This window comes from Undibacterium sp. TJN19, assembly GCF_049339485.1.
Lineage (GTDB): Bacteria > Pseudomonadota > Gammaproteobacteria > Burkholderiales > Burkholderiaceae_D > Undibacterium.
In genome coordinates, this window is record NZ_JBMPPL010000001.1 from 1730520 (window position 1) to 1748903 (window position 18384).

Genomic DNA, 18384 nt, shown 5'->3' on the forward strand with positions numbered 1-18384 from the left:
CGGTGTTTTTGACAGAGTCCAAATTTAAATAATTTGCATCCTTATAATATTCGAGGAGTAAGTCATGGTGTCTCCACACATGAATTCTTTCAACAAGGCAAATCACAAACTGGCTGTGATTACCGGTTGTTTTTGCCTGAGTCTGGTCATGGCCATGCCTGTCGCTGCGGCCAGCCTGCGGGAAAAAATCATGGAGCGCCGCCAGGAAAGAAAAGAACAAAACGCGGCACAACAGGCTGAAAAAAATGAAATGAGTGATGCGGATACAACAGACGCAACACCAGCAGGATTACCCGCCGGTACCAAAGTCTTGCACGATGTGGCCTACGGCAGCGACAAGCGCCAGACCATGGATGTTTATCTGCCTGCGAATGCGACTATTCAGAAAACCATGCCCATCATTTTCATGGTGCATGGCGGGGCCTGGAAAATAGGCAACAAGTCCGCCCGTGGCGTCGTGGAAAACAAGGCTGGGCACTGGCTGCCCCAGGGTTATATTTTTATCTCCGTCAATTACCGCATGTTGCCAGATATTAAACCACTGGAGCAAGCCGATGATGTGGCCAAAGCCCTGGCGACGGCGCAGAACAAGGCGACAGAATGGGGTGGCTCGCGCAATCGTTTTATCATCATGGGTCATTCTGCCGGGGCGCATCTGGTCGCCCTGCTTGCCAGTTCCCCTGCTATTGCCGCCAAGGCCGGCGCATCTGCCTGGCTGGCGACGATCGCGCTCGACAGTGCAGCTTACGATATCAGCAAGATCATGGAACAAAAGCATTACCGTTTTTATGATGAAGCTTTCGGTGCTGACCCTGCTTATTGGCAGGCCAGTTCTCCAACCCTGCAATTGCGGCAGGCCGCCGCGCCTTTTCTGGCGGTATGCTCAAGTATCAGGCCAGACAAACCCTGCGCACAGGCCGGCGTGTTCGTCGATAAAGCCAAATCTCTGGGCATGCAGGCCATGTTACTGCCACAAAGTATGAGTCACGCTGATATCAATAAAAACCTGGGGCTGGATAATGCGTATACCGCGGCGGTGGATAATTTCTTGAAACCGCTTGCTACCGCGCGTGACAATCCATGATTAAGCGTGGTGATATATTCTGGGCCAATCCAGATGAAGAGCGAGGTACGGTCTCCGGCCTGGCCCATCCGCATGTCGTTATTCAGGATGCAGATTGATTGTTTAAATTTTATTGGTTATTAGGGCTTAAAATGTCCTAATACCTGTATATGCTGGGCTCCGCTGCGTTATCACGCGATAAATTGTTATGGAGAACAGCGATGAACACTTCTACTATTGCCCTGATGGGTGCCACTTTATTGGGAGCGGTCGCTACGTCCAGTGCTGCTGAACTAGTTGGCAATGCTGTCACCAGAGAATGCTGCAATGTTGTAGAGTTGCGCCAGTATGTGACCTATCCAGGCAAGCGGGATGTATTGATCTCGCTGTTTGAAAACCACTTCATAGAAACTCAGGAAGAAACAGGCATACGTGTGCTGGGTCAGTTCCGCGATGTCAACGATCCTTATCACTACACCTGGTTGCGTGGCTTTCGCGATATGGCAGCGCGTAAACAAGCGCTGACGGATTTCTACTCAGGCAAGACCTGGCAGGCATATCGCAATGAAGCCAACGCAACTTTGTATGATAACGACGACGTATTGTTATTGCGCCCGGCTTCGCCTGGTAGTGGCTTCAAACCCGGCTCACGTATAAGACCTGCAATTGGTAACGCTGGCCCGCGTAGCGGTTTTGTCGTGGCAACCATTTATTACTTCAAGCAAGAAATAAATCCTGACTTCATCAACAAGTTCAATGAGCAACTCATGCCCATGTTTGAACGCCATGGTGCGCATGTCATTGGGCGTTTTGTCTCAGAAAAGAGTCCTAATACCTTTGAACGTTTACCCGTGCGTGAGAATGTGAATGTCTTTGTCTGGTTTGCTGCCTATGCTGACCGCCCGGCGTATGAAAACTATCTGGCACATCTGGCAAAGGATGTGCAGTGGCGTGACCAGGCTTTTACTGAATTGTATAAATCATTACAGCGCTGGCCGGAATTATTGATGCTGGAACCGGCATCGCGTTCGCTTTTGCCCTGACGGGCATTTTAATAATGCACACCGCCTGCAAGATCGATTTCTGGCGTCTTTTCATGCAGATTTTTGTATAAGCTGCGCAGCAGACTAGCGTCATCATCATCCTGCCCCAGATGCCAGAACATGGCGCCTGCCAGTTTATATTTTTTCAGGTAGGCGATTTTATAGGCGAAGGATTTTCCATCGTCATAGCTGATAAAAATTTTCTTTTCGACGTTATAAATCCAGGGTACTTTGGTCTCATTGCTGAAATGAGATTGGTAGCCCAGATCAGCGGCGAGCAGTTTCTTGATTTCACCGTAGCCAGGTGTGCGGGGGTCTTTGCGGGCCGTGCAGGCATCGCAGCCAGTCAGCAAACCGGGGTCGCCCGCATACACATCTCCAACTGGTGTGAGATGGGTTTGGTACAGGCCATGGTTTTCTCCGGCTTCTACCTGAAAGTAAGCACGTCCATAAAACGGCAGGCCCATGACCAGCTTGCTGGCAGGTACACCCGCATGCAGATACTGTTGTACCGTCGCATCCACCGTCAGCACCATGGGTGAGGGGAAGCGCTCTTCCATCTCTTGTTGTGTCAGGGTCGGTTTGAAAGCCAGCTTGCGCAAGGGGTTTTCATACATATGTTCCCGCGCTTCGCCAAACAGATGGGCATTGTGGTTCGTCAGTTTTTCCCAGGCGCCGTTAAAATCATAGCTCATGAGATTGACGTAATCGACTTGGGCGGCGATCTGCGGCAATTGCAGATAGGTGCGTGCCATATTGAAAGCACCGCCAGCAACAGCAATCGATAGCTGATTTGTTTTTCCTGCCTGCTTTAGTTGCAAGCGCATTTCCTTGAGCAGCGCCACAAAATTCTGTGCATCTTCTGCACGTGGATATTCCCAATCCAGATCAAGGCCATCGAAACCATATTCACGCATGAAGTGCACGCATGACTGCGCCAGCTTTTTTCGATTTTCTGCCGTCGCAGCTGCCGTGTGGTAGCGCCCCACAGTAGGGCTGTCATCATTGGTATACGCCCAGCCACCTATGGAAAACTGCAAACGCAAATCGACATTATATTTTTTGAGACCTTGCAATTCACGAAAGATTTTGCCTGCCGCCTGCAAATTGGTTCCCTCTTCCAGCGCACATTGACCGTCTTCGTTGATTGTCAAAAACGAGAAATTCAAATGCGTGAGCATGCGTGCTTTTGTTGCTGTAATGGCCGCTACAGGGAATGCGGTCTTTCCGTCATCGTAGTGATTGATATCTTCTTTGCCCAGCGCGTAATACGCCATGACCACGGGCTTGCTGGCATCTCTGGCCAGGCTGGCAGCATTGAAGCATAAGACCAGTGTGCCGGACAGGCATGAAACCAAAATTTTTTGAGTAAGGCAGGCGATTTTCATGTTCATAGCATGCAAGCTGGGGGTAGGCAGGTCAACAGGTTTTTGTTTTTGACGAAAGTGAGTCATACCACTTGCCCGTATAGCTTGTCAGGCGGGCATACCAGTCCACTAAGATACCAGACTGGTATGGCATACTGTGCGCTTATCTTGTAAGGAAGCGACATCATGACAACAGAAGAAAGACTGATTGATCTGGAAATACGCCTGACACGTCAGGATGATCTGGTAGATACCCTCAATACCCAGGTATATCGCCAGCAAAAAAAAATCGATGAGCTGGAGGCATTATGTACAGCGATTGCGGCGCGCCTGCGGGAAGTGGCGGTCGCCGCGAGCCAGCGGACCGCTGTAGTAGATGAAAGGCCACCGCATTATTGAGATGGATGAAAGTGTTTCCTGCTTATTTTTGTCGTTAACAACGTGGGTGTTCTTCGTAGAGCCAAGCCGGGTTGCCAGGCCCTAAGCGGGATAGCTAAAAAACACGTCAAACAAGGTCAGAAACAACCGTACCACTGTGCCAGTGGCTGCAACGAGTGATGAGCGGTCAGTTATAATTTAATTGGATGCATCAGAAGGAACGACCTTCCCCGTTTTGGGAACGAATGTCCGGGACGGCCCGGCTCTTTGAAAGGAGAGTCATCATGGCTTGGATAATGCTGGTCATTGCGGGGGTTTTTGAAGTCGTCTGGGCTTACTCAATGAAGCAGTCACAGGGATTCACAAAATTAATCCCGTCTGTCGTCACCATCACCGGCATGATCATCAGCTTTGTTTTGCTGGCACTGGCCATGCGCACTATTCCGCTTGGCAGTGCCTACATGATCTGGACAGGCATCGGTGCCATAGGTGCGTTTATCGCAGGCATCGTATTTTTGGGTGAGCAACTGAATTTGACCCGCATCTGTGCTGCCTTACTGATCGTCACCGGACTCATCATGATGAAAATAGCATCGCGCTAGGTGTTGCTTTAAGTTTCTGTTTTTGTTGACCGGGCTTACCGTGCCCGGTCAACCTATCTGATAGGCGTTAATCCGCCTGATAAACCCATTTGCCGCCCTTGATCTGCACCATCACGCGTGCCCTTTGATCCAGGCCCAGATGGTCGTTCTTGCTCATGTTGACCACACCATTGGTGGTTGCCACGCCTTGCGTTGCTTCCAGCGCATCGCGTAATGCAGCACGAAATTCGACAGTACCTGGGCTGGCTTTTTTCAGGGCCACCGGTATTGCCTGCTGCAATAATAAACCGGCATCCCAGGCATACGAGGCAAAGGCGGCAAGACTACCGTTACCATACATGGCTTCAAATTTATTGGAAAAATCCAAAGCGGCTTTTTTGACCGGGCTGCTGTCAGGCAATTGCCTTGCCACCATGACCGGGCCAGTCGGCAGCAAGGTGGCGTCACAATCCTTGCCGCACACTCGCAGGAAATCGCTGTTGGCAACGCCATGGTTATGATAGATGCGGCCCTTGTAGCCACGTTCTGCCAGCGTCTTTGGCGGCAGTGCAGCCGGTGTACCGGATGCGCCGACGACAATCGCATCGGGGTTGCCAGCCATCAGTTTCAAGACCTGGCCAACCACGCTATTGTCATTGCGGCTATAACGTTCAACGGCGACGACCTTGATTTTTTTTAGCTCGGCATATTTGCTGACTTCAACCAGAAAGGCTTCCCCCAGTGCATCAGAGAAACCGATGAAGCCCATAGTCTTGACACCCTTCCTGCTCATGTCTTCGGCAATCGCGATCGCCATCATGGTATCGGTTTGCGGCGTCTTGAACATCCAGGCTTTATTGGCATCCATCGGTTCGATAATGCGGTTGCTGGAAGCCAGGCTGATGGTCGGGGTCTTGCCTTCGCCAATCACACCCAGCATGGCGAGGGAATTTGGCGTGGTGGTGGAACCGATAATCGCATCCACCTTTTCTTCAGAGATCAGTTTGCGGGTATTGGTGACAGTTTGCGTGGTGTCAGACGCATCATCAAGGATGATGTAATCGACTTTCTTGCCGGCGATTTCTTTGGGCAGCATGGCAATCGCATTTTTCTCTGGTATCCCCAGCGATGCTGCCGGCCCGGTCGATGAAATGGTGACGCCAATTTTAATCTGTGCCTGTGCCGTCAGGCTGCTGCATAGCAGGCCAGCGCCCAGGGCGAGCAGGCCAAGTTGGTTGTGGCTGTTTTTTTTCATAGGGTCTCCGTTTTTGTTATGGGATGAAATAATCAGGAATTCAATTTTTCAGCTGACAAGGTACCGATAAAAACCCGCGAAAGCGCGCACGTCCACCTCGCACAAGTGCAGCTGTTAACCGGTATTCAGGAAAGCGCGCCAGCAAGCGTGAAATGGCAACCCTGCCCTCCAGCCTTGCCAGAAACATGCCCGCGCATTGGTGTATGCCAGACGCAAACGCCAGGTGGCGGTTGGGGTGGCGGCTGATATCAAGGGTGTCGGGGTTGGCAAATTGCAGGGGGTCGCGATTGGCTGCTCCTATGCACAGGCTGATACGGCTGCCGGCGGCGATATCGGTATTACCTATCCTGCTGGCGACAGTGCTGATGCGATTGCCCAACTGGTTGGAACTTTCAAAGCGCAAAAATTCTTCGATGGCGGTATTGATCAGGGTTGGCTCAGCGATGAGGCGTGCTTTCTGGTCTGGCCATTCCTGTAGCGCTACCAGGCCGTTGCCGATCAGGTTGGTGGTGGTTTCATGACCTGCATTGAGCAGGAAAACACAGTTTTGCAGCAATTCGGTTTCTGTCAGTTTTTCGCCATCGGCTTCACCCTCAATCAGGCGTGTCAGCATATCGGTCTTGGGGTCACCCGGATGGAGGCGGCGCTGGGCGACCAGTGCTTTCAGGTAGTCGAGAAATTCAGCCAGGCAGTGGTTCGCATGGGCAAAAAACTCTGGCGTGATCGCCGGTTCCAGCGCCCCCAGTATCGCCAGAGACCACTCACGCAAGGGTTCGCGTTCATCATGCGGTACCGCCAGCAGGTTGCCAATGATTTCTACCGGTATGGCTGAGGCAAAATCGCTGATGAGATCAACTTCAGCCTTGTCTGCCATCTGGTCGAGCAGGCCATCGACCAGCCTGATCAGACCGGGCTCCGTATCGGCCATGGCACGCGGTGTCAAACCACCCATGATGAGGCGGCGCACCCGCGTATGTAAGGGCGGGTCGTTGAAAACCAGGCTGTTTGTGTGGTGTTGGTAGAGCAGCGAATCACCAAATCGCGGTTTGAATTCCACCCGCTTGTCGGAACTATAAGTCTCGGTATCTTTATACACACTGACCAGGTCGGCATAGCGTGTCAGCAGGTAAGAACCGTCGGGCATCAGGCGCACCGGGGTTTGCTCACGCATGGCGTGGTAGTAGGGGTAGGGGTTGGTGTAGAAGTCAGCAGGCAGGTGTCGCAGATCAAAGTCATCCGTGATCAGCGGAGCTGATGCAACAGTATTTTGATACTCAGGATTCATGGAAAAGCCCGGCAAAGGACAGAAGATGCACTGTGTCCGATTTGCCGGGTGCTGTCAATCATGCGGATGACAATTCAGATCATGGCAGTGGCGAATAATTCACTGGTGTCCAGGCATAGCCTTTGCCCTCTTTGCGTACATAGCCTATGCCAGGGAATGACAGATGGGCGGCACCCACCATATACCCATGTTGCGCTGCATCGGCATAGGCTTTTTGCCTTTGGGCATAAGCAGCCTTGCTGTCACTGTCAAACTGTATGGTGACGGACGGATCTTCAAACTGAACTGCGGCGACGTGCATCAGATCACCCCACAAGACCAGCGTCTGGCCTTTGCTTTCAATCTTGTAGATGCTGTGCCCAGGCGTGTGACCATGGCTGGCCACAGCCTTGATGCCCGGCGCCAGTTCAGTATCGCCTTCAAACGGTTTCAGCTTGCCTGCCTGTACATAGGGTTTCAGGATGGCGATGGATTTTTCAAAACTGCCTTTGGCGTCGCCCGTAGCTTTGTCCAGATTGGCCTGGCTTAACCAGTAATCGGTGTCATGCTGGTCTATGCGCACAATGGCATTCGGGAAGGCAGCCTTATCACCATCGACCAGGCCACCGATATGGTCGGCATGCATGTGGGTGATATAAATTTCGTCGACCTGTTCTGGCAAGTAACCAGAGGCCTTCAGGTTGGCCTGCAATTTGCCAAGCGTAGGGCCGAAGAAAACACCGGCACCGCTATCAATCAAAATCAGTTTGCTGCCGGTATTGATCAAAAAGCCATTGACCGAAGTTGCCAGGGGCGCTTGCTGATGGTATTTGGCTAATGCCTTGCCGACTTTTTCTGGTGTGGTATTGGTCAGGATTTTATCGACTGGCAAAGCAACCGTGCCGTCGGATAAAACAGTGATTTCGAAATCGCCCAGCATGCTGCGGTAAAAACCTGGCGCATTGGTTTTTGCCATCGGTGCTGCCGCATAGGCACTTTCAGTCGCAAATCCAAGTGTTGCGATAGCCGCCATCATGGCGCTGGAAAAGAGGCTGGAGCGTAACAAGCGTGTCAATTGCATGATGTATCCTTTTTGAGTGACGGGATGGCTGGAGTAAAAAAATCAACAATCGCATTCGGGCAGTCAGGCCCATGCAGAACGCACAGGCGTGGCGATAGCAAATGCATAAATACAGCCTTGCATTATGCCGAAATTTTGAAAAACTTGTTGTCAGCAGAAAAAGCTAGCTGATCAAGGTGGCGGTCAGTGAAGCGACTTCTTCCGCCGATTCGGTAAGGATGGAGTGCAGTGTACCTTCGCCGACGGAAAAATCGATTTCCGATGCAGCCTGACGTATGCTTTCTGGTGACCTGGTATCCAATGGGGAAGGAATGGCAGCCAGTTCATTTGCCAGCAGCAGGGTGTCGCCCAGGGTTTCTGGCGGCATGACACGCATCCCATACCATAGGGCTTCTACGGCAGTGACGACGCGTTTTGGTACCAGCAGCTTGTTCAGTACGGCACGGCCGATAAAAGTCTCATCTGTTTCTGCCAGCGGGTCTTTGCTGACCGGTCTGGCGGCATTTGCCGGGGTATCAGGCTGATAGTCGATTTCCAGCAAGGACGGGAATTCCTGGGCACGTGACAGCAAATAAAACCCACCGACTTCATGCACGATACCGGCAAAGAGGGCCGTTTCTGCATCGACCTTGCTGACTTTGCGGGCGATCAGGTGAGCCAGTGCTGCTACATAGGCAGAATGCCGCCACAAACTTTCCATGCGCGCGCGTATGGCGGGGTCAGAGACGGCAGCGCTCAGTTGGCGCATGACAACCGCAGCTGTGACAGAGCGCAGGGTATTAAAACCCAATATGGTAATGGCGGTGCGGATGTTGGTGACGCCGCCGCCAAAGCGGTTGTAGGCGACGGAATTGGCAATGGCTACCACGCGGGCAGCCATCAGGGGTTCGGTCATGACCAGCTTGGCGGCAGTTTCTATGCCGCAATCGGGGTCATCCAGAGCTTGTTGTATCTTTAGTGAAGCATTGACATTGGTCGGAAAAACCAAATCGCCTTTGCTGGCTTGTGCGACGATACTTTGTAGTGCTTCCGACTTATTCATAATTTTTTGACAGAGAACAGGCCGCTTGCCTGCCCCCGACCAGCATCCCGCTTAATTTTTGTTGAAACCCAGTGCCCTCACTAGTTTACCAGCAGTTGCCATAATCATGGAGGGTTCATTATCTTCGCGGCTTTCTGTTGCTCTTACAACATGAACGCGTCTGGCATTGCTGCTTGCTTGTCTGATGGAGGCATCCAGTTTGAAAGCCGATACGGTACGGGCCAGGTTGCCGGCCTGTTCTTCCATACTTTCAGCTGCGGCAGCGGCTTGTTCAACCAGTGCGGCATTTTGTTGCGTCATTTCATCCATCTGGTTAATGGCGCGATTAACTTCTTCTATGCCTGAACTTTGCTCCTGACCAGCCGCAGTAATTTCAGTCATGATTTCAGCCACATGCTTGACCGAGCTGACGATTTCATTCATCGTTTTGCCTGCCGCATCGACCAGCTTACCACCGGCATCCACTTTTTCTACCGAATCACCAATCAGGGTTTTAATTTCCTTGGCGGCACTGGCGCTGCGTTGCGCCAGATTTCTGACTTCCGATGCGACTACGGCAAAACCACGCCCCTGTTCACCGGCACGGGCGGCTTCTACCGCCGCATTCAACGCCAGGATATTGGTCTGGAAGGCGATGCCATCAATGACACTGATGATATCGACAATTTTGCGTGAACTCTCTTTGATCGAGTTCATGGTGTGCACGACCTTGCCAACTTCTTCACCGCCCTTGACGGCAAAATTGGATGCTGACGTGACCAGTCCATTGGCCTGACGCGCATTGTCTGCGTTATGCCTGACCGTGGCCGTGATTTCTTCCATGGAACTGGCCGTTTCTTCAAGGGCACCTGCCTGGGTTTCTGTGCGTGACGACAGATCAGCATTGCCGGAAGAAATTTCACCCGCAGCAATGGCGATGGCATCAGTGCCCTGCCGGACTTCACTGACGATATTGTGCAGGTTGTCGTTCATTTCTTTCAGTGCGTTCAGCAACTCACTGATCTCGTCAGTACCATCAGCAGTTTCACGGAAAGACAGTTCACCAGCAGCCACACGTTTGGCAATGGCAACCGCGTCACGCAAAGGGGTAGTGATGCTGCGTGTCAAGAATACCGAGAAGCCAACACCAAATAACAGAATGACAGCACCGATGGCGAACAGCGTAAATGTCAGTTGCTTGCCGCGACTTTCAGCAATGGCTGATAATTCAGAGGCAGCCTTGTCTTGAATATCCACCAGTTTGTTAATTTCGAGCAAGGCAGTTTGTTGCAGGGGATCGACCTTGGTGGCAATCAGCTTGACCGCTTCTTCACCATTAAATGCCAGCAGCATTTTCATGGCTTCCTTGGTTGGCACGTCGACTTGCTTATCGAGTTCAGAGACGGAATCGATGATCTTTTTTTCTGCATCACTCAGACCAAGCGCTACCAGTTTGTCGCGTGCTTCTGCAAAGCGTGCCTGCTGTTTTTTGGAAACTGCTTTTTGCTTGTCAATTTCAGCGATATCACTTTGCAAGCCGATGTTGCGAATGGCAATGCCGCCTTCGAGCATGCTGCTCTTCATGGTTGCTGCCAGCTCGGTTTTGCTGTGTGACAATTCCAGCCCTGCCACCATCTGCTTGCGGTTGCTGGCGCTGAAGATACTGTCAATGATCAGGATAAGCACCAGCGTGGCTAAAATCACGCCAAAACCAACAGCAAGTCGGGTTCCTATGCGCAAGTTACGCAAATTCATAGTGAATCTCCCAGAGAGAAGTTTCGTAGGCTACAAGATAAGAAAAAAATATTTTTCAAAAATCAACATATCAGAGTCTGGGGAAGAGAAAATCCGGTATGTCTGCGTAACGGTGAATAAGCTTCGGGCTTGCTTTCAGGCAAACTGTTTTACATCGCGGGCTTTGTCTCCATACTATGCCAAAATTGCCTGAGCGCAAAGCTGATCTATGATGAAATTACTGTGCTGCAACAAGGATTTATAGAAAACTATTGTTAAATCCCATTCGGAGAAAGTAAGTATTGTCATGCCCATCATTCTATCCATCTTCGTATTGCTGCTCTCAGTGAGTGTATTTTGGTTGTGGTTGCGCTGGCACCGGGCTGCTCAGGCTGACTATATCCGCAGCTATATGTTTCCACCTGGTTTGTTGGAACGTTTCCACAAACAACGTCCGGATTTGTGCTTGAAAGACCAGCAATTGGTGGCGCGCGCCATGCGTCAATTTTTCCTGGTGTATCTGAAGTCAGGTTTCAAACATATTTCCATGCCTTCGCAGGTGGTCGATGATATGTGGCATGAGTTTATTCTCTATACAAAAAACTACGAGCAGTTTTGTAAAAAAGCGTTTGGCCGTTATATGCATCACACACCGGCTGCGATATTGGGTGCCAGCCAGCGCAGTAATGATGGCTTGCGCCGTACATGGTGGTTTGCCTGCCTGGAAGAAAATATCAATCCGCGTCGCGCTACCCGCTTGCCTTTGCTGTTTGCGCTCGACAGCAAATGGAATATCGCCGATGGTTTTCGCTATGAACCTGATTGCAGTGCCCTGCGCAAAAATGGCGATGGCACTGTGTATTGTGGTGGGGATTTTTATGGCGGCGACAGCAGCGATGTGTCTCACGGCTTTAGCCATCACGCCAGCGACGGTGCTGCCGGTTGCAGTGCCGATAGCAGTAGTGACAGTGGCGGCGGGGACAGTTCAGGATGCAGTGGTGGTTGTGGTGGCGGCTGTGGCGGAGGTGGAGATTAAGTCGTCACCACACGGCGTGATGGGCGAAATTGTTCACGATACGCAGCAGGTGACAAACCCGTATGCCGCTTGAACAGGCGGCGGAAAGAACTGGGGTCACTATAGCCAGTGCGCTCTGCCACTTGCTCCAGACCCAGTGTGGTGGTCTCCAGCAGGCGTTTGGCGATATCCATCTTGACTTGCTGGGCATAACTGGCTGGTGTGGTATCAAGCGTCTGATGGAAATGCCGTATCACAGTACGCTCACTGACCGCCAGATGGTCAGCCAGCGCTGGCAGACGGAAGGGCAGGTGATGATTCAGGCTTAGCCATTTTTGTGCACGCTGCACTAGGATGTTTTCATGCTGATGGGTGTCTTGCTGGGTCAGGCTCAGCATTTGCATATACGGCATTTGCGAAGTGCGGTTGGCATCGATAAGCAAGGTTTTGGCGACGCCACTGGCAATATCCTGGCCACCAAAGCGTTCTACCAGATGATAGGCAAGATTGAGAAAGCTGGTGGCTGCACCGCTGGTCAGGATATTTTCATATTCATCCAGCACCTCAGACAGGCGCAGGCTGACTTCAGGGTAACGGGTTTTGAATGCCCTTTCCAGCCACCAAGTGGTCGTTGCATGACCACCATTGAGCAAGCCTGCTTCGGCCAGCAAAAACGTGGCGCTGCAATTTGCCGCCAGCACACAGCCTTGCGCATGCCTGGCGCGCAATATAGGGAACAAATCCCGCATGGCATGCATGCCGCTCGCCAGGCCAGTGATGCCCTGTTCGATATACAGGCCGGGTAATAAAATGATGTCCGCCTTGCTGTCAGCCCTGATGGTGGCGTCCGCATTCAGGCTGACTTTGGCAGGTGTCATGACAGGCTTGCCATCCATGGAATGGGTAGTCCAGGTGAACAGGGGATCTACTTCATCCACGTTCTTGAACGACCAGATCGCATTGGCAACAGCAAACACATCCAGCGGGCCAGTGACCGCAGATGCCATGCATTGAGGGTAGAGCCAGACTTCGATATGCGCCATTTGTCGTAATCTGCATTAAAAGAGTCAATACTGACACTGTCAGCACTTTCCTGCAATAACTACAATGTAGCCGATGAGTAGTTTACATGCGCAAAGGAAAAATGATGACCTCAGCAGATACCGCCACTAACACGGTAGCAGTACAAGAACAGGCACAACGCCTGAACCAGTTTGGTGCCAAATTTTTACCTGGTCATTTAGGCATCAACATCCTGACCGTAGAAAAAGGCAAAGTCACCGCAGAATTGCCGGTCTTGCCCCACTTGCTGGCCCCCAACGGGTATCTGCATGCAGGCAGCGTGGTTACCCTGGCCGATACCGCCTGTGGCTATGGCTGTGTTGCCAGCCTGCCGGAAGGCGCGCAAAGTTTTACGACCATAGAACTGAAATCCAATCATCTGGGCACGGCCCGGGAAGGCACCATCAGTGTTGTGGCGACAGGTGTACACATGGGTCGCACTACCCAGGTCTGGGATGCCGTAGTCAGCTATCAGGGTAAAACCATTGCCCTGTTCCGTTGTACGCAAATGATTTTATTCCCCCGGAAGGACGCATGATGAGTGATGTAAAGAGTGACGCAAAAGGTGACGCAACTGCAGTCTTGAAACAATGGCAGGAACAGGAAGCCGCAGTCCGCGCCCGTATGGCAGAACCCGGGGTGCTGGGTCTGGAGCAATTGAAAGCCGTCAGCGGCATCGATTTTCTGCGTGGCATTCTCGAAGGGAAATACCCGGTCGCCCACATAGGCAAGACCCTGGATTTCATCCCGGTAGAAGGGGAGCCTGGCCGTATCGTCTTTCAGGGTACGCCGGGTTTGCAACATTACAACCCGCTGGGCAGCGTGCATGGCGGTTACTTCTGCACTCTGCTGGATTCTGCCGTTGGTTGTGCCGTGCAATCGATGCTGCCTGCCGGCGTTGGCTATACCACGCTGGAAATCAAGGTGAACCTGATACGTGCGATGAACGCCAGGACCGGGCCAGTGCGCGCAGAAGGCAAAGTCATACAGGTAGGCAAACAGGTGGGAACGGCCGAAGGCCGTATTGTTGATGCAGCGGGGAAGATTTATGCGCATGCAACGACGACTTGTTTGATTTTTCCTTTGCCTTGATAGGGCTTGATAAGCCTGTCTTCAAGCCCAAGACGCTGGTCTGAGCTTACGTTTATCCAGCTTGGTTATTGTTGCTAATGCTGTTAGTTGTACAGATCTTGCTCCTTCTCCTTCAAGGAGATTCGTGGAAAATTGCAAAGCGCAGCTTTGTGCCACGAATCTCTAAACCGCTTGCAGGTGCGGTGGAGAAGCTTGAGATACGGATGGGTTTTTGTTGTTGATTGACCACCCTATTTTTTAGCCGCTTCCTTCTCCTGCAAGGTTCTCCACATTACTTTCCCCGTTCCTGACTTCGGCAGACTATCCACAAACTCCACAAACTTGGGTACCTTGTAAGCAGCCATTTTTTCATGCGCCCAGGTCATGATGTCTTCCGCAGTCACGTCATTGCCAGGTTTTCTGACGACCACGGCTTTGACAGTTTCTCCGCGGTAGGCGTCGTGGGCGGCGATGATGCAGCATTCCTGGATAGCCGGGTGTTGATACATCATGGATTCGACTTCAGCAGGCCAGACCTTGAAGCCACTGGCGTTGATCATGCGTTTTAAGCGGTCAGTAAAAAAGAAGAAGCCTTCGGGGTCCATGTAGCCCAGATCGCCAGAGCGGAAGAATTGTTTGCCGTTGAGTTCAGCAAAGGCATCGGCGGTTTTTTGCGGATCATTCCAGTAACCCTGGAAGACTTGCGGGCCGTGTATCCAGATTTCACCTGTCTCGCCCTGCTTCACTTCTTGCAAAGTGGTCGGATCAACGATGCGTGAATCGACATTGAAGTAAGGCATGCCCAGGCATTGCTGCTTCATGCGCTGGGGTGGATTCAAATGCGATGGGGCCATGGTTTCAGACAGGCCATAGCCTTCCATGTACACCTGTCCTGACAGTTCCAGCAGTTTTTGTGCGATCGCAGCTGGCATGGCTGCCCCACCACCGGATACCCGTGTCAGCCTGGAAATATCATATTCAGCCAGTCTCGGATTCGACAAAAAGTCTATCATCATCGATGGTACCAGGGTCCAGTTGCTGACGGCGTAGCGGGTAATCAACTGTCCGGCAACATCCTTGTCCCAGCGCGGCAGGATAACCAGCGTGCCGCCGCAATAGATCATGGCATTCATGACGGACTGCATGCCGGTGACATGAAAGAACGGCAACACGGCGAGCGCCACATGGGTGGCCACGATGGCACCGGACCAGGTCGGGCTGCCAACGATGTTGAACATGACCGAACGGTGATTATGTATGCAGCCCTTGGGTTTGCCTGTCGTACCAGAGGTATAGGGCATGCAGGCCAGGTCGTCTGGACCAGCTTCGTGAGTGCGTGGCTGGTGAGCAGCCTTGATGGCTGCCTGCCAGCTGATGACGCCCGCCTGTTCCGGCACCTGCCGTTCGGCCTTGACGAAGTCGGGGATGGCCAGGCTGGTTGCTACAGTCAAATGATCAGAGTAAGTAGCCACTATCGCGTTTTGCAATATGCTGCTGCCTACCAGTGGTTGCAGGCGTGAAAAAATCTCTTGTGATACCAGAGCAGTTCTGGCGCCACTGTCACTGATGTAATGCGCGAGTTCGTCCGTCATCAACATCGGATTGACCGGTACTACCATCGCGTCGGCACGCATGATGGCATAAAAACCGATGACAAATTGCGGGCTGTTTTGCATGTTCAGCAAGACCCTGTCGCCCTTTTTAACACCACAAACCTGTTGCAAATAGCCAGTCAGTGCCAGCACTTCTTCATGTAATTGCCGGTAAGTGATGACCGAGTCGTAAAAGATAATGGCAGGTTTGTCGGGGAAACGTAAGGCCGATACCTGCAAATTGGTATAGACGCTGGCCTCAGGCGCGATCAGATGGTGGGGCAAGCCTTGCGGCCAGTGGGCATAGTGCAAAGTATTCATCAGGTGTCTCCTGCGTGTGATTTTTTATCCGGGCCCAAGTCCAATATCCGGCAGTCTGGTTTTGCCTGCGGGAATTATTTTGCTTTTGCTCTGTTGATATTAGAGTGCCACATCTAAGCTATTTTTGCACGGTCGTTCTAAAACCTGCAAGATGAAACTTTTTGTCAACAAATCCAGCGTGGGTATTGCAATTGCCTGCATGACGCTACAATGATGGTAATTTCCTCATTTTATTCCTACCCATCCAACGGAGTCAGCGTGTTTCAGCAAATCAGACTAGCCTTGATCGTGTTTTTCAGCCTGGCACTGGCGGCCTGCGGTGGTGGTGGCAGTTCCGGTAGCGGCAGCACAACTGGCAGTGGCGGTACTGGTGGCACAGGTACGATGGCAATTGCCGTGCCTGACGCATTGACCGTCATCAGCAGCGACCCCTTGAGCTTTAATGGTCAGGTCAGCAGCACTGCCGGTGTCATTACCAATATGTTCTGGCAGGTAGAAGCGCTGACACTGGGTGCGAACGCACTTACCTCGGTTACCAATGCCGACTGCAAGCTCATGACAAAAAGTGCCACAGGCGCGGATGCCAGTTGCATTCTGCAAGTGACACCGCCTACACTATTGACCGCAGACTATACCTACAAGCTGACCCTGAACGGTACGGATGTCAAGGGCAATACCATCAAGGCATCGACGACCTTGCTGGTCAAGAAAGAAGCATCGGCGACATTTAACCCTGTCGCCAAGACGGGTGGTGATGTGACTGCAACTTCCGGGGACAAAGTGACGTTGAGCTGCGCTGGCAGTGGCGGCACTCCGGCAGTCACAGGCGATCCCTATGCCTATCAGTGGGTGATTACTGACGCCGCAGGCACGACCTTGAAACTGGCAACCACAGATACCGCGACAACCAGTTTCATTGCGCCCGTTGTAACGGCGCAGACCACGTTGAAATTCCAGTGCCGCGTGACCGATGACAAGCAAAAACTTGGTACGGCCGTGCAAACCGTCGTGGTCAACCCCATCATCAAGCCAACGGTAGTCCCCATCTCTTATAGCGGTGGCGTGGTGGCGGCCGGCGCGACCGTCACCCTGGATGGCAGCAAATCCGTCAAATATGATGCCAATGGCAAATTGATAGATGGCGGCGTGATCTTCTATTTCTGGAAGCAAAAATCCGGCCCTGCCGTGGATATCTTCAATGCCTTCAGCAGTGTCGCCAGCACCGCCCTGCCCAAGTTGGTCAGTACCAGGACCACTTTCGTCTTCACGCTGAACGTCTCCAATGCAGTGATTACGCCTGGCGGCTTTTCGACCGATCCGATTACGTCGATGGACGTGGTATTTTATGTCGACCCGTTGCCACCTATCTCCCTGGTGTCCTACACGCCCACGCAAGTGGTTGCCAGCGGTAGCGCAGTTGTCCTGAAAGTCGATGCACCTTCCAATACCGGGACCAGTCTGGTCTATTACAGCTGGACCCAGGTGTCTGGCCCACCGGTCATTCTGGCAGGCTCAACCACGGGCAATGCCGGTTTTGTGGCCCCTACCGTAAGTGCGGATACGCTGATGGTGTTCCGTGCCAGTGGCAGCTATCAGCCAATTACCGTTTCCAACCCCGGCACGGCTGCGATTGATGTCCTGGTGCTGGTACAGGCAGTACCTATACCGAAGAGCAATTAATCGCCTGAAATGGCTTGAACCCTGCAAAAAGCCCGTACCAGTTCAGAAACTGGTACGGGCTTTTTAATGTAGATCGCTACTGCCGGGTGGCAGTTATATCGTCGTTTGATTAACGTGCGATGATTTTATGTCGTCCCAGTTCGCGCTGGCGTGTCAGGGTTTTTGTCGCGACGAAAATCTCACGCAAGAAGTAAATGAAGCTGCCTATCAGGGAAAAAACGCCGGCAACAAACAGCGCGGCAATGAGTTTATCCAGGCTCAGGCTGGTAGCGTCACCCAAAAACAGGGTGGCGATCACCAGACAGATGAACAGGCCGCAACAGGTGCTCAGGGTGATCGCACGGTTAATCAGGTGTGAACGTTCATACAGCTCATGCAGTTCTTCTTCCAGGCCGGGAGCGGGAGGTACGACTGCACCGCTGCCATGCAGCATTTCTTCTGCCACCCTGGAGCGGTCTATGATGCGCGCCAGCCGGCTGGTTAGTACAGACAGCGTGGTGCCGACGCCGGTGAGCAGGAATACCGGTGCAATCGAGAGCTGGATAATATGGCTGACATCGCCTAGTTGTAAGTTGATCATTTTTCATCCTTGAGCTTTTTCGCGATTTTACCGTGGCTACCGCTGTTTGGGTTCACGCGTATGCATGCCTGTGCAAGCTATTTTCATGGATTATGGAATTTGCAAAGAAGGGATGGAGGAAAAATCGTGTCACAGGTGGCTGTGATGAGTCGATAAACTTGCAGTTGCAATGTTTTTTTAATCAGACGGCGGGTATGACAGACGCAGTACGAAGTTGAACAGAGATGGGGATATTGCGTATAGGAGTGCATGGACAAGCGCACCCGGCCTGTCCAT

General features: G+C 52.1%; 17 protein-coding genes. 8 read left to right on the forward strand and 9 right to left on the reverse strand.

Annotated features, from left to right (window positions below; all coding sequences use genetic code 11):
* Positions 1-64: 64 nt before the first annotated feature.
* Together ACO0LH_RS07865 and ACO0LH_RS07870 are read left to right on the forward strand one after the other, a co-directional pair.
* A complete protein-coding gene (locus ACO0LH_RS07865) occupies positions 65-1084 on the forward strand; it encodes an alpha/beta hydrolase (RefSeq protein ID WP_422940478.1) in 1020 nt (339 codons plus the stop codon).
* Positions 1085-1284: 200 nt separating this feature from the next.
* Complete coding sequence (locus tag ACO0LH_RS07870; protein WP_422940479.1) at positions 1285-2106, forward strand: NIPSNAP family protein; 822 nt, start codon at positions 1285-1287, stop codon at positions 2104-2106.
* A gap of 8 nt (positions 2107-2114) precedes the next feature.
* On the opposite strand, the gene ACO0LH_RS07875 is transcribed toward ACO0LH_RS07870, so the two are convergent.
* On the reverse strand, positions 2115-3560 hold the full coding sequence (locus ACO0LH_RS07875; protein WP_422940480.1) for a glycoside hydrolase family 18 protein: 1446 nt from the start codon (positions 3558-3560) through the stop codon (positions 2115-2117).
* Positions 3561-3659: 99 nt separating this feature from the next.
* Between ACO0LH_RS07875 and ACO0LH_RS07880 the strand changes: the two genes are divergently transcribed.
* Together ACO0LH_RS07880 and ACO0LH_RS07885 are read left to right on the forward strand one after the other, a co-directional pair.
* Entirely contained in the window at positions 3660-3872 is a 213-nt protein-coding gene (locus tag ACO0LH_RS07880; RefSeq protein WP_422940481.1) for a SlyX family protein, read from the forward strand.
* A 263-nt stretch (positions 3873-4135) separates the two neighbouring features.
* A complete protein-coding gene (locus ACO0LH_RS07885) occupies positions 4136-4453 on the forward strand; it encodes a DMT family transporter (RefSeq protein ID WP_422940482.1) in 318 nt (105 codons plus the stop codon).
* Positions 4454-4520: 67 nt separating this feature from the next.
* On the opposite strand, the gene ACO0LH_RS07890 is transcribed toward ACO0LH_RS07885, so the two are convergent.
* From ACO0LH_RS07890 to ACO0LH_RS07910, 5 genes are all read right to left on the reverse strand, one after another.
* Positions 4521-5687, reverse strand: a complete 1167-nt coding sequence (locus tag ACO0LH_RS07890) for an ABC transporter substrate-binding protein (protein WP_422940483.1) — start codon at positions 5685-5687, stop codon at positions 4521-4523.
* A gap of 40 nt (positions 5688-5727) precedes the next feature.
* Positions 5728-6972 carry a cytochrome P450 gene (locus ACO0LH_RS07895; RefSeq protein WP_422940484.1) on the reverse strand — a complete coding sequence of 415 codons (1245 nt, stop codon included), beginning with the start codon at positions 6970-6972 and terminating at the stop codon, positions 5728-5730.
* A 79-nt stretch (positions 6973-7051) separates the two neighbouring features.
* Positions 7052-8032, reverse strand: coding sequence for an MBL fold metallo-hydrolase (locus ACO0LH_RS07900; RefSeq protein ID WP_422940485.1), 981 nt, complete (start codon positions 8030-8032; stop codon positions 7052-7054).
* A 163-nt stretch (positions 8033-8195) separates the two neighbouring features.
* Entirely contained in the window at positions 8196-9074 is an 879-nt protein-coding gene (locus tag ACO0LH_RS07905; RefSeq protein ID WP_422940486.1) for an HDOD domain-containing protein, read from the reverse strand.
* Between the two features lie 51 nt (positions 9075-9125).
* Positions 9126-10808, reverse strand: coding sequence for a methyl-accepting chemotaxis protein (locus tag ACO0LH_RS07910; RefSeq protein WP_422940487.1), 1683 nt, complete (start codon positions 10806-10808; stop codon positions 9126-9128).
* Positions 10809-11094: 286 nt separating this feature from the next.
* Here ACO0LH_RS07910 and ACO0LH_RS07915 point away from each other — a divergent pair, with 286 nt between their 5' ends.
* Positions 11095-11823 (forward strand): glycine-rich domain-containing protein, encoded by a 729-nt coding sequence (locus tag ACO0LH_RS07915; RefSeq protein ID WP_422940488.1) that lies wholly within the window; start codon positions 11095-11097, stop codon positions 11821-11823.
* On the opposite strand, the gene ACO0LH_RS07920 is transcribed toward ACO0LH_RS07915, so the two are convergent.
* Positions 11820-12845, reverse strand: coding sequence for a GlxA family transcriptional regulator (locus ACO0LH_RS07920; protein ID WP_422940489.1), 1026 nt, complete (start codon positions 12843-12845; stop codon positions 11820-11822). The two genes, ACO0LH_RS07915 and ACO0LH_RS07920, sit on opposite strands and share 4 nt — an antisense overlap.
* Positions 12846-12949: 104 nt before the next feature.
* Between ACO0LH_RS07920 and ACO0LH_RS07925 the strand changes: the two genes are divergently transcribed.
* On the forward strand, positions 12950-13402 hold the full coding sequence (locus ACO0LH_RS07925; RefSeq protein WP_422940490.1) for a PaaI family thioesterase: 453 nt from the start codon (positions 12950-12952) through the stop codon (positions 13400-13402).
* Positions 13402-13956, forward strand: coding sequence for a PaaI family thioesterase (locus ACO0LH_RS07930; protein ID WP_422940491.1), 555 nt, complete (start codon positions 13402-13404; stop codon positions 13954-13956). Before ACO0LH_RS07925 ends, ACO0LH_RS07930 begins: the two co-directional genes overlap by 1 nt.
* A 230-nt stretch (positions 13957-14186) precedes the next feature.
* Here ACO0LH_RS07930 and ACO0LH_RS07935 read toward each other — a convergent pair whose 3' ends face one another.
* Positions 14187-15848, reverse strand: coding sequence for a long-chain fatty acid--CoA ligase (locus ACO0LH_RS07935; RefSeq protein ID WP_422940492.1), 1662 nt, complete (start codon positions 15846-15848; stop codon positions 14187-14189).
* A gap of 258 nt (positions 15849-16106) precedes the next feature.
* Here ACO0LH_RS07935 and ACO0LH_RS07940 point away from each other — a divergent pair, with 258 nt between their 5' ends.
* Positions 16107-17528: a hypothetical protein gene (locus ACO0LH_RS07940; protein ID WP_422940493.1), complete on the forward strand. Its 1422-nt coding sequence runs from the start codon at positions 16107-16109 to the stop codon at positions 17526-17528.
* 109 nt (positions 17529-17637) lie between these two features.
* Here ACO0LH_RS07940 and ACO0LH_RS07945 read toward each other — a convergent pair whose 3' ends face one another.
* On the reverse strand, positions 17638-18105 hold the full coding sequence (locus tag ACO0LH_RS07945) for a DUF2721 domain-containing protein (protein WP_422940583.1): 468 nt from the start codon (positions 18103-18105) through the stop codon (positions 17638-17640).
* Between the last annotated feature and the right edge of the window lie 279 nt (positions 18106-18384).

Bases quoted from the DNA above. Each gene is read 5' to 3' on its own strand.
- ACO0LH_RS07865 (WP_422940478.1), top strand. From the start codon at position 65: ATGGTGTCTCCACACATGAATTCTTTCAACAAGGCAAATCACAAACTG.
- ACO0LH_RS07870 (WP_422940479.1), top strand. From the start codon at position 1,285: ATGAACACTTCTACTATTGCCCTGATGGGTGCCACTTTATTGGGAGCG.
- ACO0LH_RS07875 (WP_422940480.1), bottom strand. From the start codon at position 3,560: ATGACTCACTTTCGTCAAAAACAAAAACCTGTTGACCTGCCTACCCCC.
- ACO0LH_RS07880 (WP_422940481.1), top strand. From the start codon at position 3,660: ATGACAACAGAAGAAAGACTGATTGATCTGGAAATACGCCTGACACGT.
- ACO0LH_RS07885 (WP_422940482.1), top strand. From the start codon at position 4,136: ATGGCTTGGATAATGCTGGTCATTGCGGGGGTTTTTGAAGTCGTCTGG.
- ACO0LH_RS07890 (WP_422940483.1), bottom strand. From the start codon at position 5,687: ATGAAAAAAAACAGCCACAACCAACTTGGCCTGCTCGCCCTGGGCGCT.
- ACO0LH_RS07895 (WP_422940484.1), bottom strand. From the start codon at position 6,972: ATGAATCCTGAGTATCAAAATACTGTTGCATCAGCTCCGCTGATCACG.
- ACO0LH_RS07900 (WP_422940485.1), bottom strand. From the start codon at position 8,032: ATGCAATTGACACGCTTGTTACGCTCCAGCCTCTTTTCCAGCGCCATG.
- ACO0LH_RS07905 (WP_422940486.1), bottom strand. From the start codon at position 9,074: ATGAATAAGTCGGAAGCACTACAAAGTATCGTCGCACAAGCCAGCAAA.
- ACO0LH_RS07910 (WP_422940487.1), bottom strand. From the start codon at position 10,808: ATGAATTTGCGTAACTTGCGCATAGGAACCCGACTTGCTGTTGGTTTT.
- ACO0LH_RS07915 (WP_422940488.1), top strand. From the start codon at position 11,095: ATGCCCATCATTCTATCCATCTTCGTATTGCTGCTCTCAGTGAGTGTA.
- ACO0LH_RS07920 (WP_422940489.1), bottom strand. From the start codon at position 12,845: ATGGCGCATATCGAAGTCTGGCTCTACCCTCAATGCATGGCATCTGCG.
- ACO0LH_RS07925 (WP_422940490.1), top strand. From the start codon at position 12,950: ATGACCTCAGCAGATACCGCCACTAACACGGTAGCAGTACAAGAACAG.
- ACO0LH_RS07930 (WP_422940491.1), top strand. From the start codon at position 13,402: ATGAGTGATGTAAAGAGTGACGCAAAAGGTGACGCAACTGCAGTCTTG.
- ACO0LH_RS07935 (WP_422940492.1), bottom strand. From the start codon at position 15,848: ATGAATACTTTGCACTATGCCCACTGGCCGCAAGGCTTGCCCCACCAT.